We start from the raw sequence: 12,738 nt of genomic DNA, 5'->3' as shown, positions 1-12,738 counted from the left end.
GCACGCTGACGACGCCGCCGACGTGAGAAGGAACCGTTCGACCGATGATCAGCACCAAGGCCCTGCCGTTCGAGAGAGTCCGCGTGACCTTCACCCTCGACCGCGACGACCCGCCCGGTGCGACCAGCGTCGTGGGCTGCTTCAACGGCTGGACGCCCGGCGCGCACCCGCTGCGCCCGCGCTCCAACGGCAAGCGCTCGACGTCGGTGATCCTGCCCGCGGGCACGTCGGTGTCGTTCCGCTACCTCAGCGAGTCCTGCGGCTGGTGCGACGACCCGGCCGTCACCGACCGGGACGAGCACGGCAACGCGCGCATCACCGTGTGATCGGGACTGTTCCACTAGGACAGTCTGATCAGGACAGTTCAAGACAGTTCGGTGAGCACCTTGGCGCCGAACGCGTCGATGAACTCGTCCTGCGCCTGGCCGACGTGGTGGAGGTAGACCTCGTCAAAGCCGAGTTCGGCGTACTCGCGCAGCCAAGCCGTGTGCCTGCCCAGGTCCGAGGAGACGTTGACGACCCCGGCGACCTGTTCGGGCGTCACCCGCTCGGAGACAGCGTCGAACAGCTCGGGGGTCTCCAGGTCCCACGGCACCGGCGGGGCGAACACGTTGGTCCGCCACTGGTCGTGCGCGACGGCCAGCGCGGTGTCCTCGTCCGGCGCCCAGCTCAGGTGCGCCTGGAGAAGCAGCTTGCCGCGCCCGCCCGCGTCCCGGTAGGCGCCCACGACCCGCCGCAGCTGGTCTATCGGCCCGTTCACCGTGATCAGCCCGTCCGCCCACGCCGCGCACCACCGGGCGGTCCGCTCGCTGACCGCCGCCCCGAGCAGGTCGGGCGGCTGCTCCGGCCGGGTCCACAGGCGCGCCCGGTCGACGGTGACCAGCCCGTCGTGGCTTACCTCCTCCCCGGCAAGCAGCGCCCGGATGACGTCCACGCACTCACGCAGCCGGGCGGAGCGGACCTCCTTGCGCGGCCACCTGTCCCCGGTGATGTGCTCGTTGGCGGCCTCGCCGGTGCCCAGCGCCGCCCAGAACCGGCCCGGGTACATCGCCGCGAGCGTCCCGATCGCCTGCGCCGCCACCGCCGGGTGGTAGCGCTGTCCGGGCGCGGTCACGACGCCCATCGGTAAATCTGTCGCCTGCAACGCCGACCCCAGCCACGCCCACGCGAACCCGGACTGCCCCTGCCGCTGGCTCCACGGGGCGAAGTGGTCTGAGCACATCGCCGCGCCGAACCCGGCTTCCCGCGCCCGCCGCACGGCCTTCAGCAGCGCGCCCGGGGGAATCTGCTCGTGGGAGGCGTGGAAGCCGTAGATCGTCATGCCCCTGAGCTACCCCGATCCCGCCACCGCCACGCGCCGGGTCACCCCTCGCCGAAGCGCTGGGTGACCTTGGCGGCCAGGTCGGCCAGCTTGACGTTGAGCTGCTGCGACGTGGTGCGCAGCACGTCGTAGGCCTCGTCGGCGCTGATGCCGCGGCGCTGCATGAGGATGCCCTTGGCCTGTCCGATCACGTCCCGGCTGTCGATGGCGCGGCGCAGGTGGGCGGCCTGCAGGGCGGCCACGTCGACCGCCTGGGTGACCGCCAGCGCCAGGGAGGCGTGCGTGGCCAGCAGTAGGGCGGTGTCGCGGTCGGCCAGGGTGAAGGCGGCGGGCTTGCGCGAGTAGAAGTTGAGCGCCCCGGTGAGGGCGGGCGGGCGCGAGTCCGGCAGGAGCGCGGTGGCCAGCACGGAGCAGAACCCGTGGGCGGCCGCGGCGGGCGCCCACTTCGGCCACTGCGGGTCGGCGGCCAGGTCGTCGCTCACGGCCACCGCCGGGCCGGGGTGTTTGGCCGCCTCGACGCACGGCCCTTCGTCGAAGCGGTATTGCAGGCCGTCCAGCTCCCCCGCGATCCGGTCGGTCTCGACCGGGGTGTGGAACCGGCCGTCCGGATCACGCAGGGTGACGCTGACCAGGTCGGCGGCGGGAATGATCTCGAACGCCACCTCGACCGCCCGCCGCAGCACCCCGACGATGGTGGTCGAGTCCAGCAGGGCGCGGGTCAGCGTGGCGAACTGCACCGCCAGCGGCCCCAGGACGGCCAGTCCGTCACCGGAGACGAAGTACGCGCGATCGGCGAGGTCGTCGCTACCGTCCACAGCCGCGAGAGGTCTGTCTTCCTTGTGGTCGGGCTCATGGACGGTCATCGCGCGCCTTCCGGTCTCGCCGACGCCGCACAGCGCCGATCCCACCCACCTTACGGCGAGGCGGACGGCGAGACGGCCATCGATCTCCGTTCGGTCGGCCCGTGGACAACCCGGTCGAGATCCGGAACCATCGGCCGGATGCCGGGATCGGAGCGGTCGGTGGTGGTCGCCGTGTGCGGTTCCCCTGGCGCCGGAAAGACCACCGTCGCCCGCGCGACGGCACGCCGCCTCGGTGTGCCGCTGCTGACCCGGGATGAACTCAAGACCGGTCTGGGGCTGTCCTCCGCCGCCGCGACCGAGGATGGCGGCCTCCGGTTCGGTCCCGACTTCGCCATCGCGGGCGGCCCGGTGAGCCTGCGCGCCGAGGAGTCGATGGTCGACACGGCACGTCTGCTCGCGGCCAGGCGGGTGAGCTTCGTCGTGGAGTCCTCCGTGCTGTCCCACCGGCTGCTGGACGCGCTTTCCGCCAGTGACGCCACCGTGCTCGCCGTCCATGTCACCGCCGACGACTCGGTCATCGGCGAGCGCCTGCGTGCTCGGGCTGCCGAGGGCGGGGCCACCGACCGGCAGCTCGCGGCCCAGTTCCAGCGGGGCGAGATGAGGACGTCGATCTTCGAGCCGCCGCGTGGAGTGGACGTCGTCATCAGGGTGGACACCTCGGGGCAGGGGAATCCGGATGTCGGCCCCATCGAGGCGGCGGTCGGCGCCCTGCTTCGACGGCGTGACGGAGCCGACACCCACTAGAACACATGTTCGAGAATGGGGTATGGTGATGTGGTCGAGGACGGGCCGACGGGGAAGGTCGGCCCGTCCTCGGCGCTTCGGCCCGCGCGCAGCAGGGCGCCCTCGGGCAGCCAGGCGCCGTGGGCGAAGTAGTGCGTGACGATGCGCACCAAGGCGTGCTGGGCTGAGGTCGGGCGGGCGCTGTAGGCGGTCGGGTTCCCGTTCGGCTCCAGGGAGATCACGGTGTCCTCCCACGCGGTCCAGTCGCGGGCGGCGCGCTCCCGCACCCGGGGGTCCGGGTTTTCCATCAGGCGGGCGTACCCGGCGATGATGTCGGCGACCGCACCCCGGTCCGCCGCTGGGACACCGTCGCGGAAGCGTTCCCACGCCTCGGGGAAGGGTCAGGCGCGGCGGGCGCGGGCGCGGCGCTTGCCCTCGTGCATGGCTTGGACGCGGGCGACGGGGATGGTGTGGCCGTGCTCGATCAGGTCGGCGGGAAGAGACTGCGGGGCGGGCATTCGCTCCGCCCACGGGTCGCCGTCGGCGAGCAGGGACGCGGCGGTGTGGACGGTGAAGTCGACGGGGGCGACGTCGTCCAGGTCGTCCCAGGAGACCGGGAAGGACACCGGGGAGCCCGGGCGGATGCGGGGGCTGTACGCGGCGACGACGGTCGCGCCGCCCGCGCGGGTCGAGTCGAGGAATACTTTGCCCTCGCGGTCGTCCTTGATGTACGCGGTGGTGGCGAGCGCAGGGTCGAGGCGTTCGGCGCGGGCGGCGATGGCGCGGGTGGCGGCGGCGACGTCCTCGACCGGCAGCGGGGCGACCGGGACGAACACGTGCAGGCCCTTCGCGCCGCTGGTCTTGACGACACCGGTGAGGCCGGTGTCGGCCAGCGCCTGGCGCACCAGGCGGGCGGCCGCGACGACCGCCGGGAACGCCGCGCCCTGGGGCGGGTCGAGGTCGAGGACCAGGTGGGTGGCGTGGCCGTCGCGGACCAGCGGCACGTGGTACTCCACGGCGCGCTGGTTGGCGAACCACAGCAGGGTGCGGCGGTCGTCGCAGAGGGCATAGGACACCTCGCGCTGGGACGACTCCGCCCACTGGGTCGTCGTCCGCACCCAGTCCGGGGTGTACTTGGGGACGTTCTTCTGCATGAACGGCCGCTGCCCGCGCAGGACCCGGACCACCGACAGCGGCCGGTCGCGCAGGACGGGGAGAATCCGGTCGCGGACCGCGTCGAGATAGTCGACCAGATCGCGCTTGGCAGCCCCGGCGTCGGCGAACAGGGGCTGGTCGAGATTGGTCAGCGGCACGCCGTCGCGGACCTCGTCGCTGGTCACCGGGCCACTGTGCCCATTCGCGCCGGGCAGGTCAATCGCCTGCCCCCGCCGAGCACGGCGGCCGCGCCGGGGGCGGGCAGCGCCCGGCTCACGAGTACGACCCGCCATGATCGGCCGCGCCCGCGCTTGCCGCGAGGTACTCGTGCGCCTCGACCTCGCGGTTGGGCACGGTGGTGGGCGCCTCCAGGTGGACCGCGCCGCTGGGCAGGATGCCCGCGCCGCCGCTGCGCGCCATCACCCGCCACTGCGCGAGCACGTCCTCGCCGACGTGCTCGGCGGGCAGGTCGCGCCAGAACTCGAAGCCGCCAGCGGCCACCAGCTCGGCCCGGTCGTAGAGGACGCAGCCGCCCACCCAGGCGATCTTGTAGGCGCGCCACTCCCCCGGCCGCAGGCCCCGGCCCAGGTGCGCGGGGTTGGCCGCGTTGTGCAGCGTCCACCGCCGCCACGCGTCGGTGCCGGGCGCGATCGACTCCGGCTGGGGCGGGCCCTGCCACTCCTCGTACGGGGCCAGCTCGTCGGGCCGTTCGTCGTGCCAGTAGGACAGTCCCTGCACGGCCGCGCCGACCAGGCCGCAGCCCAGTTCGCCGATGGCCGTGCGAAGCCGGGCGACCGTGCCGGGGGCGAGCCACACGTCGTCGTCGAGGAACAGCACATACCGGGCGCGGCTGCGGGACAGCAGGTGGTGGCGGTGCTCGGCGAGCCCGCGCCGGGGCAGGTGGCGGCCGGTCCGCACCGGGTGGCCCGCCAGTTCCAGGACCCGCAGCATCGCCCGCGCGGACGGGGTGTCGTAGTCGGCGGGCCCGTCGGACTGGTCGCTGACCACGACGCCGAACTCGGCGTCCTGGGCGGCCAGCCCGGCCAGGGTGGTGGCCAGTTCGACGGGCCGGTCGCGGGTGGGCACGAGGATGTCGAGATCACCGGTGGCCACGGTCCTCCTCCGTCGTCGTCCGGGACGCGAACGGGCGGCGAGTACCCGAGCGGACAAGAAGCAACCACGGTTCACCCTGGTCTGTTTCGGCGCGCCCCGACCGGGTAGCCGACCACCGTCAGCGGCGGCGAAAGGAGTCCGGCATCAAGTCACCGCCCGCCGCCCTGATGTCGGCGACGCGCCCGGTCCGGTGGCTGGGGCGCGCCCTGCGGCTGTCCGGCTACGAGCGGCTTGTCGTGACCCAGGCGGCGAAGGCCGCGCTGGCCGCGGCGCTGGCCTGGCTGGTCGCCGCGGACGTCCTCGGGCTGCCGCAGCCGTTCCTCGCGCCGTTCGTCGCGGCGTTCTTGGTCGAGACCACGGTGTACCGCTCGGTGCTCGCCTCGGGGCAGCAGTTGGCCTGCAACGCCCTCGCCGTCCTGGCCGCCGCGTTGGCGGACTGGTGCGCGCCGGGGCCCGCCGCGGCGATCGGCGTTGCCGCGGTGCTCGGGCTGCTGGTCGGCCGGTGGCCCCGGCTTGGCGACAGCGGCCGATGGGTCGGGCCCACAGCGGTGCTCGTGGTCGCCCTTGGCACCACCGCCGATGGCTTCCTGCTGCTCGACCGGCTGGTGGAGACCGGGATCGGGGCCGCGCTGGCCACCCTGGTGAACGCCGTGCTCTTTCCGCCCGTCTACGGCAACAGCATCGCCTCGGCGGCCCGCGGCCTGGCCGAGGAGTCCGCCGCGCTGCTCACCGGGCTGGCCGACGAGTTGCGCCGCGACGGGCCGCCGCAGGACCCGCGCGCCTGGCCGAAGCAGGCCCGGGACATCGCCAGCCGCGCCCGGGTCGCGGAACTGTTCGCCGAGCGGGCGGTGGAGGGGCGTCGGCTCACCCCGCGCCGCCGCCGGGCCCAGCCCAGCGACGCCGCCCTTGACGAGTCCGAGCGGCTGCGCCGGGCCTGGTCGCACGTCCGGGACCTCGCCGAGGCGGTGCCCAAGGCCACCGCGGACGACATCGTCTACCCGGACGCGGCGTCACGGCGCGTGTTCGCCGACGCGCTCGACGACCTCGCGTTAACAGTCCGCTCCTCGGGCGATGACACCGCCGCACGGGACCGCTGCGCCGCCGCGCTGCATCAACTTTCCCACGCCACCAAGGAATCCGGCCCGGTCCTCGGCCTGGCGAGCCTGCTGCTCCCGGCCCGGGAATTGCTCGCGGTCTTTCGGACCGACGAGCGGAAAACGCTCATTTAACATAAAGACGGCGTCACAGCGAGCGACCAGCCAGTAGAGTCGAATCCCGCACGACGCCCCTGAGCGGCCTCGGCCGTGACTCGGGCCAGGTTTGGCCGACCCCGGCGGTGGGTAGCAAGCGATTCTGGCATTGAGGAGCGCGCATGCGAAAGGACCCGACGCGGGTCGGTGTGCTGGACGTCGGCTGCTTCAGCGCCCACCTGCTGGTCGTGGACGCCGTCGAGGGGTCCCTGACCCGCCCGGCGCAGAGCCACAAGGTCCGGCTCCGGCTCGACAGGGCGCTGGACGAGGCGGGCGAGATCAGCCCGGCGGGCATCGACTCGATCGTCGCCGCGGTGCGGGAGGCGACGGAACGCGTGCGCCTGGGCGACCTGTCCGCGTTCGTGCCGTTCGCGACCTCGTCGGTGCGCGACGCGGCCAACGCCGACGAGGTGCTGCGCCGGGTGTCCCGGCGCGCGGGCGTCGACCTGCGGCTGTTCTCCGGCAGGCAGGAAGCGGCGCTGTCCTACCACGCCGCCCGCCGCTGGTTCGGCTGGTCGGCGGGCCCGCTGACGGTGCTGGACGTCGGCGGCGGCACCGTCGAACTGGCCGCCGGGGACGGCGACCGGGCCGCGCTCGCGGTCTCCCTCCCGCTGGGCGCGCGCACGCTCATGACGCTGGGCCTGGACGACAGCGGGCGGTTGGACGACATGCGCGACGAGGTGCGCTCGCGCGTCGCCGACGCGCTGCCCAAGCGGGACATGAAGACGCTGGCGAGCGGGCGCGCCGTCGGCTGCTCGAAGGTGTTCCAGCAGCTGGCGCACCTCGCGGGCGCCGCGGCCCCGGGCGGCGGGCGCGTGCTGCGGGCGGGCGACCTGGAGAAGTGGATTCCCCGGTTGGCGGCGCTGTCGGCGCGCGGCCGGGCGAAGCTGCCCGGGATCTCCCGGCACCGGGCCGAGCAGTCGCTCGCGGGCGCCCTGGTCGCCGAGGCGCTCATGCGGGTCACCGGGCACGGCACGGTGGACATCAGCCCGTGGTCGACCAAGGAGGGCCTGCTGCTGACGCTGCTCGAACGCGACCGGCCCGCGACGGGGGGAATCGTTTCCGCCGCGTGAAAAAACGGTTTCGCCGCACGGGTTCGAGGTATCCATCGGGCATGGGCGCAGTGCAGCCGACGATGGCGACGGACGACGGACGACGGGGCCGGTCATGACCCCCGAGGCCACCTTCGAGGTGTGGGCGATCACCGTCCCCGCCGAGGCCGCCCAACTGCCCTTCGCACGGCACACCCTGGACCGCTGGCTCGCGCAGCGGCAGGTGCCGTCGCCCACCCGGGACGATGTGGTGTGGGCCGCGGACGAGGCCATGACCAACGCCATCGTGCACGGCTACCGGCACGGCGGCCGGACGACCCTGGCCGGACTGATCGGGCTGAGCGTCCACATGGACGACGAGGTCGTCGTGGTGACCGTGGTGGACCACGGGAGCTGGCGGATGCCCGACGAGGGCGCGATCGTGGCGGGCCGGGGGATGACGGTGGTGCGCGCGCTGGCCGACCACGTCCACCTGTCCGTGGACGACGACCGCACGACCTTCACCGCGTGCTTCACGCGCTGATTCCGAGTCGACCCCAGCGGATTCCCACCAGCGGGACGGCGAATACCGGCCGCTGACATTCCGCTGACATTGTTCGGCGTGCCCGAATGGAGCAAAGCCGACTGTTCCGACTAAACGCGCCGTCACCACGCGCGGGCGGTGACGGGCGGCCACATTCCCGGCCGTGGCGTAAAACCCGGCCAGTGGACAGTGCGACTCCGGTCAGTCGCGACCGCGGACGATGGTGGGCTCGTAGTCCTCGTCGTCGGCGGGGCCGGGAGGCGGCCAGGTGCCCGCTCGTCCGCCGATGACCCCTTCGGTGGCGGCGGTGTCCGCGGCCTTGCTGTCCACAAAGGACCGAGGACTGGGCAGCGACACGACGCGATCGGCTGTTTCGGCCATGGTCTTCTCCTCACCTGCTCCGCAGCTGTTGATACCCCACCGCACGCGGGTCCACCGCACCCAGAACCGGTTCAGGTGACCGACTGTCCCCGATTCGACGGTCCCCTCAGCGGTCGCCGGTGTGCTTGCGGTAATCGTCCACCTGCTCCGGCGTCGGGTCGACCCCTACCGCGTCGGCGAAATCGTCGGGGTCGGCGAAGTCGTCAACGTGCGGTTCTTCACCGGCGGCCCGCTCGCTTTCCCCTATTTCCGCGCTGTCCCCTATCGCGGCCTCGCCCAACCCCAGTTCCGCCTCGACCGCGGCGAGCACGTCGGGGTGGCCCAACGGCAGCGGCGGCGGAATCCGGTCGCGGGCGCCGCCGGTGCTGCACGCCAACAGGACGACGTCCACACCGGAGTCGAGCAGCGCCGCGCGGGCGTCGGCGTGGCCCGCCATCCACGCCTCGCCAGCGGCCTGGGTCGGCTTGCCCGGCGCGGTGCCGCCGTCCGCGCCCGGGTCGACCAGCAGCACCCGCTCCACGCGGTCGGGCCACTCGGCCGCGACGCGCAGCGCGGGCTCGGCCGCGGTCCCGGCGGCGAGCACGGCGATCCGGCCGGTGGACTCGCCCGCCGCCCTGGCCACCGCGTCGCCCGGGGCCTCAGCCGGGTCGCTCCACACGACCGGGACGGACGCGGCCAGCGCCCGCCAGGTGGCCGGGAGCGACCCGTGGGCCGCGGTTCCCGCGGGGTCGAGCACGACCAGGGCCGAAGTCTTGAGCTGCGTCATCGGTTCCTCCCTCAACGGGTGTCCGTGCTCGGGTACCCCTCGATCAGGTCCGACACACGGGCAGGCGTGCCGGACGCCCCGCGCGGGTACGCCGGGCGCATGACTCACGGACGCACAGGCACATGACTCGCGGAGGCTCGGACGGCCGGGGCCGGATCGAGCGGGCCGCCCGGGACGCCTTCGGCTGGTCGAGCCTGCGGCCGGAGCAGGTCGCGGCGATCGAGCGGCTCGTCACGGGCGAGGACGTGCTGGTCGTGCTGCCGACCGGTGCCGGGAAGTCGGCCGTCTACCAGGTGGCGACGCTGCTGCGCGCCGGGCCGACCGTGGTCGTGTCCCCGCTGATCGCCCTGCAGCACGACCAGGTGCTGGTGCTCGACGACAGCGCGGCGCCCGGCGCGGTCGAGGTGAACTCGGCCCAGCGGGCGGGCGCGGCGGCCGACGCGTGGGCCGCGGTCGAGTCGGGACGGGCCGGGTATGTGTTCCTCGCCCCCGAGCAGCTGGTCCACGACGAGACCGTCGAGCGGGTCGCCGCGGCGCGGCCGGGTCTGGTCGTGGTGGACGAGGCGCACTGCGTGTCCGACTGGGGCCACGACTTCCGGCCCGACTACCGGGCGCTGGCCGGGGTGATCCAGCGGCTGGGCAGGCCCCCGGTGGCCGCGCTGACCGCGACGGCGTCCGAGCCGGTGCGCCGCGACATCGTGGAGCGGCTGGGGCTGCGCGATCCCGCGGTCGTGGTCAGCGGGTTCGACCGGCCCAACCTGTGGCTGGCCGCGCACGGGTTCGGCCCCGAGGCGGACCGGGCGGACGCGGTGGTCGAGCACGTGCGCGCGGCGCGGCCCCCGGGGCTGCTGTACGTCCCGACGCGCAAGGCCGCGCACGAGTACGCCGACCGGCTCGCCGCGGCGGGCATGTCCGCGGCGGCGTTCCACGCCGGGATGAAGGCGGCCGACAAACGGGCCGTGCACGAGGGTTTCCTCGACGGGGACGTGGCGGTCGTGGTGGCGACCTCGGCGTTCGGGATGGGCATCGACAAGCCCGACGTGCGGTCGGTGACGCACGCGGCGTGCACCGACTCGCTGGACTCCTACTACCAGCAGATCGGACGCGCGGGCCGCGACGGCGAGCCCGCCGAGGCGACCCTGTTCCACCGGCCGGAAGACCTGGCGCTGCAACGGTTCCTGAGCGTGCGCGGCATCGACGCGAAAGCCGCCCGCGCGGTGGCCGAGCTGCTGGGCTCCGGCCCGCGAACGGCGGCCGAGGTGGCGACGGAGACCGGGTGCTCGCGCCGGAAGGCCACCAGCCTGCTCAACCTGTTCGACCAGGCGGGGGTCTCGGCGGCCGACGGCGACGGCGTGCGGCTGACCACCTCAGCGGACCAGGCGCACGCGGCCGTGGTCGACCTGGCCCGGCGGCAGCGCGAGTTCGGCGGCACCCGGCTGGCGATGATGCGCGAGTACGCCGAGACCCGCGACTGCCGCAGGCGGCTGCTGCTGGGCTACTTCGGCGACGTCAACGCCGCCCCGTGCGGGCACTGCGACCGCTGCGCCGAGGGCGCGGCCACCCCGGCGGCCGCGGTGGCCGAGTCCGCCGGGGGCATCCCGCCGAACAGCCGCGTCGAGCACACCGAGTGGGGCGCGGGCGTGGTGCTCGACGCCCGGCCGGACCGGGTGACCGTCCTGTTCGACCAGCACGGGTACCGCACGCTGTCACTCGCCGCGGTCGAAGAAAACGACCTGCTGCACACCGTCGACACCGAGCCGGGTCAGCGCGGGGCGCCGCCGTAGCGGGCCAGCACGGCGGCGCGCAGGTCCTGGTCGGAGCGCGGCACCGGCTCGATGAAGACCTCGCTGATGTCGCCGTTGAGTTCCCGCAACTCGCCCGCGAGCCGGACGCACACCCGCTCCAGGTCCCCGGCGGTGAGCGAGTCGTAGAAGTCGACGCGGGCGCAGACGAGCACGCTGTCCGCGCCGATGAGCATAGTCTGCAGGTCGACCAGCGCGTCCACTTCCGGCGCGCCGGACAGGGTATCGCGAATGGCGTAGACCAGGTCCGGGGCGGCCTGCCTGCCGATCAGCAGGCCCGCGTTGACCCGGCCGAGCATGAACGCGACCCCGGCCAGCAGCACCCCGATCGCGAGGGAGGCCAGCCCGTCCCACAGCGACGACCCGGTGAGCTGGTGCAGCCCGACCCCGGCGAAGGCGAGCAGCACCCCGCACAGCGCCGCGGAGTCCTCGAACAGGACCGTGGTCGAGGTCGGGTCGTCGCCGTGGCGGACCTGCGCGCGGAAGCGCCTGCCCTGCTCGGCGGCCTCGCGCCGGGTCTGCCGCACGGCCTGGGCGAGCGACACCGACTCCAGGGTGAACGCCACCGCGAGCACCACGTACGCCACCACCGGCGAGGTCTGGTCGACCGTCTCGCCGAACACGGTCGTGAACCCCTGGTAGAACGCGAACACCGCGCCCGACGCGAAGATCGACACCGCGGCGAGCAGCGACCAGAAGTACCGCGCCTTGCCGTAGCCGAACGGGTGCGCGCGGTCGGCGGGCCGCCGGGACGACCGCAGCGCGGTCAGCAGGAAGACCTCGGTGAGCGTGTCGGCGACCGAGTGCGCCGCCTCCGACAGCATCGCGCCGGACCCGGTGATCAACCCCGCGACCAGCTTGAGCACGGCGATCAGCAGGTTGACCGAGCCCGCGAGCAGCACGGTCAGCAGGCTCTCGCCGCCGCCCGCATCGTCTCGCGTCACCGGCCGATCGTAAGGACATTCGCGCCCGTCCGCCGGTCATGCCGCCGTCGCGAGTAGACGCATCGTCAAACAACTGTGCACCGGGCGTCAACGACAACCCGGGGACCATGTCGGCACCATGAAGACTCACCAGCACCCGCAGGAAAGGCAGAAAACGATCAACCGCACACGTATCGCGTTCCTGGCGGCCCTCGGCGCGGCGACGCTGGCCGTCTCGGCTTGCGGCGATGGGGAAACCGCGCAGGCGCCGACCTCGACGGGCGCCGCGGCGACGAGCACGGCCACGAGCACGGCCGAGACCACAGCGGGCGACGACGCCCCGGCGAGCGACGCCCCGGCTGGGAACGCCCAGACGACCCCGCCCGGCACGAAGCTCAAGGTCGGCGAACGGGCCGTCGTCGCGCACAAGTCCGGCAAGAAGAGCGGCACCGTCGCCATCACCGTCACCGCCATCGAGAAGGGCGACGAGGCGCGGTTCAAGGCCAAGTTCGGCGACAAGGCCGCCGACATCGTGCCCTACTACATCCGCTACACCGTGGAGAACGTCGACGGCGGCGACCTGTCGAGCACGTCCGCGCCCTACCTGAGCGCGGTGGACGCGAACGGCCGCGGCACCGGCGTCGTGGTGAGCGGCGAACTGGAGGGCTGCGAGCGCGAGAGCGCGCCGCGCGAGTTCGCCAGTGTCGGCGCGAAGTACGAAAGCTGCCGATTGCAGGGTGGCACGGCGAAAATCCCGGTCGCCGGAGCGGAGTACGAAGAGGACAGCTACAAGGACAACCCGATCGTCTGGACCCCGTGACCTCGTCCGGGTGACCGCGGTTGTCCACGCTCGTCCACACGCTGTC

The 12,738-nt window shown here is 73.5% G+C and carries 15 protein-coding genes; 7 read left to right on the top strand and 8 right to left on the bottom strand.

Features of this window, described 5'->3' with window-relative positions; translation table 11 throughout:
• Positions 1-44 precede the first annotated feature (44 nt).
• Positions 45-326, top strand: a complete 282-nt coding sequence (locus ACZ6SD_RS03490) for an isoamylase early set domain-containing protein (protein WP_465315300.1) — start codon at positions 45-47, stop codon at positions 324-326.
• 38 nt (positions 327-364) lie between these two features.
• On the opposite strand, the gene ACZ6SD_RS03485 is transcribed toward ACZ6SD_RS03490, so the two are convergent.
• Together ACZ6SD_RS03485 and ACZ6SD_RS03480 are read right to left on the bottom strand one after the other, a co-directional pair.
• On the bottom strand, positions 365-1,321 hold the full coding sequence (locus tag ACZ6SD_RS03485; RefSeq protein WP_465315299.1) for a TIGR03885 family FMN-dependent LLM class oxidoreductase: 957 nt from the start codon (positions 1,319-1,321) through the stop codon (positions 365-367).
• 41 nt (positions 1,322-1,362) lie between these two features.
• Positions 1,363-2,184 (bottom strand): GAF and ANTAR domain-containing protein, encoded by an 822-nt coding sequence (locus ACZ6SD_RS03480; RefSeq protein ID WP_465315298.1) that lies wholly within the window; start codon positions 2,182-2,184, stop codon positions 1,363-1,365.
• A gap of 138 nt (positions 2,185-2,322) precedes the next feature.
• Between ACZ6SD_RS03480 and ACZ6SD_RS03475 the strand changes: the two genes are divergently transcribed.
• Positions 2,323-2,928, top strand: coding sequence for a P-loop nucleotide/nucleoside kinase family protein (locus tag ACZ6SD_RS03475; protein ID WP_465315297.1), 606 nt, complete (start codon positions 2,323-2,325; stop codon positions 2,926-2,928).
• Here ACZ6SD_RS03475 and ACZ6SD_RS03470 read toward each other — a convergent pair.
• The 3 genes from ACZ6SD_RS03470 to ACZ6SD_RS03460 form a co-directional block, all read right to left on the bottom strand.
• Positions 2,925-3,215 (bottom strand): hypothetical protein, encoded by a 291-nt coding sequence (locus ACZ6SD_RS03470; protein ID WP_465315296.1) that lies wholly within the window; start codon positions 3,213-3,215, stop codon positions 2,925-2,927. The genes ACZ6SD_RS03475 and ACZ6SD_RS03470 overlap by 4 nt on opposite strands.
• A 93-nt stretch (positions 3,216-3,308) precedes the next feature.
• The gene (locus ACZ6SD_RS03465; protein ID WP_465315295.1) at positions 3,309-4,247 is read right to left on the bottom strand and encodes a DNA polymerase domain-containing protein; all 939 of its coding nucleotides are present in this window, start codon (positions 4,245-4,247) and stop codon (positions 3,309-3,311) included.
• 88 nt (positions 4,248-4,335) lie between these two features.
• On the bottom strand, positions 4,336-5,175 hold the full coding sequence (locus tag ACZ6SD_RS03460) for a glycosyltransferase family A protein (RefSeq protein ID WP_465315294.1): 840 nt from the start codon (positions 5,173-5,175) through the stop codon (positions 4,336-4,338).
• 167 nt (positions 5,176-5,342) lie between these two features.
• Here ACZ6SD_RS03460 and ACZ6SD_RS03455 point away from each other — a divergent pair, with 167 nt between their 5' ends.
• The 3 genes from ACZ6SD_RS03455 to ACZ6SD_RS03445 all read left to right on the top strand — a co-directional run bounded on the left by ACZ6SD_RS03455 (position 5,343) and on the right by ACZ6SD_RS03445 (position 8,000).
• Positions 5,343-6,404 carry an FUSC family protein gene (locus ACZ6SD_RS03455; RefSeq protein ID WP_465315292.1) on the top strand — a complete coding sequence of 354 codons (1,062 nt, stop codon included), beginning with the start codon at positions 5,343-5,345 and terminating at the stop codon, positions 6,402-6,404.
• 143 nt (positions 6,405-6,547) lie between these two features.
• Positions 6,548-7,498: a Ppx/GppA phosphatase family protein gene (locus tag ACZ6SD_RS03450; RefSeq protein ID WP_465315291.1), complete on the top strand. Its 951-nt coding sequence runs from the start codon at positions 6,548-6,550 to the stop codon at positions 7,496-7,498.
• 94 nt (positions 7,499-7,592) lie between these two features.
• The gene (locus tag ACZ6SD_RS03445; protein ID WP_465315290.1) at positions 7,593-8,000 is read left to right on the top strand and encodes an ATP-binding protein; all 408 of its coding nucleotides are present in this window, start codon (positions 7,593-7,595) and stop codon (positions 7,998-8,000) included.
• A 201-nt stretch (positions 8,001-8,201) separates the two neighbouring features.
• Here the strand turns inward: ACZ6SD_RS03445 and ACZ6SD_RS03440 are convergent, their stop codons facing one another.
• The gene (locus ACZ6SD_RS03440; protein WP_465315289.1) at positions 8,202-8,381 is read right to left on the bottom strand and encodes a hypothetical protein; all 180 of its coding nucleotides are present in this window, start codon (positions 8,379-8,381) and stop codon (positions 8,202-8,204) included.
• A gap of 106 nt (positions 8,382-8,487) precedes the next feature.
• Complete coding sequence (locus tag ACZ6SD_RS03435; protein ID WP_465315288.1) at positions 8,488-9,147, bottom strand: hypothetical protein; 660 nt, start codon at positions 9,145-9,147, stop codon at positions 8,488-8,490.
• Between the two features lie 122 nt (positions 9,148-9,269).
• On the opposite strand from ACZ6SD_RS03435, the gene ACZ6SD_RS03430 reads away from it, so the two are divergent.
• On the top strand, positions 9,270-10,931 hold the full coding sequence (locus ACZ6SD_RS03430) for a RecQ family ATP-dependent DNA helicase (RefSeq protein ID WP_465315287.1): 1,662 nt from the start codon (positions 9,270-9,272) through the stop codon (positions 10,929-10,931).
• Here the strand turns inward: ACZ6SD_RS03430 and ACZ6SD_RS03425 are convergent.
• Positions 10,910-11,893 (bottom strand): cation diffusion facilitator family transporter, encoded by a 984-nt coding sequence (locus tag ACZ6SD_RS03425; protein ID WP_465315286.1) that lies wholly within the window; start codon positions 11,891-11,893, stop codon positions 10,910-10,912. The genes ACZ6SD_RS03430 and ACZ6SD_RS03425 overlap by 22 nt on opposite strands.
• 118 nt (positions 11,894-12,011) lie before the next feature.
• Here ACZ6SD_RS03425 and ACZ6SD_RS03420 point away from each other — a divergent pair, with 118 nt between their 5' ends.
• Positions 12,012-12,692, top strand: coding sequence for a hypothetical protein (locus ACZ6SD_RS03420; protein WP_465315285.1), 681 nt, complete (start codon positions 12,012-12,014; stop codon positions 12,690-12,692).
• Positions 12,693-12,738 lie beyond the last annotated feature (46 nt).

It is taken from the genome of Actinokineospora sp. NPDC051303 (genome assembly GCF_055586285.1).
This window is presented reverse-complemented; position numbering and strand designations above follow the sequence as displayed.

Coding starts and splice junctions, on each gene's coding strand:
- ACZ6SD_RS03490 (WP_465315300.1), top strand. CDS start 45: ATGATCAGCACCAAGGCCCTGCCGTTCGAGAGAGTCCGCGTGACCTTC.
- ACZ6SD_RS03485 (WP_465315299.1), bottom strand. CDS start 1,321: ATGACGATCTACGGCTTCCACGCCTCCCACGAGCAGATTCCCCCGGGC.
- ACZ6SD_RS03480 (WP_465315298.1), bottom strand. CDS start 2,184: ATGACCGTCCATGAGCCCGACCACAAGGAAGACAGACCTCTCGCGGCT.
- ACZ6SD_RS03475 (WP_465315297.1), top strand. CDS start 2,323: ATGCCGGGATCGGAGCGGTCGGTGGTGGTCGCCGTGTGCGGTTCCCCT.
- ACZ6SD_RS03470 (WP_465315296.1), bottom strand. CDS start 3,215: ATGGAAAACCCGGACCCCCGGGTGCGGGAGCGCGCCGCCCGCGACTGG.
- ACZ6SD_RS03455 (WP_465315292.1), top strand. CDS start 5,343: ATGTCGGCGACGCGCCCGGTCCGGTGGCTGGGGCGCGCCCTGCGGCTG.
- ACZ6SD_RS03450 (WP_465315291.1), top strand. CDS start 6,548: ATGCGAAAGGACCCGACGCGGGTCGGTGTGCTGGACGTCGGCTGCTTC.
- ACZ6SD_RS03445 (WP_465315290.1), top strand. CDS start 7,593: ATGACCCCCGAGGCCACCTTCGAGGTGTGGGCGATCACCGTCCCCGCC.
- ACZ6SD_RS03440 (WP_465315289.1), bottom strand. CDS start 8,381: ATGGCCGAAACAGCCGATCGCGTCGTGTCGCTGCCCAGTCCTCGGTCC.
- ACZ6SD_RS03435 (WP_465315288.1), bottom strand. CDS start 9,147: ATGACGCAGCTCAAGACTTCGGCCCTGGTCGTGCTCGACCCCGCGGGA.
- ACZ6SD_RS03430 (WP_465315287.1), top strand. CDS start 9,270: ATGACTCGCGGAGGCTCGGACGGCCGGGGCCGGATCGAGCGGGCCGCC.
- ACZ6SD_RS03420 (WP_465315285.1), top strand. CDS start 12,012: ATGAAGACTCACCAGCACCCGCAGGAAAGGCAGAAAACGATCAACCGC.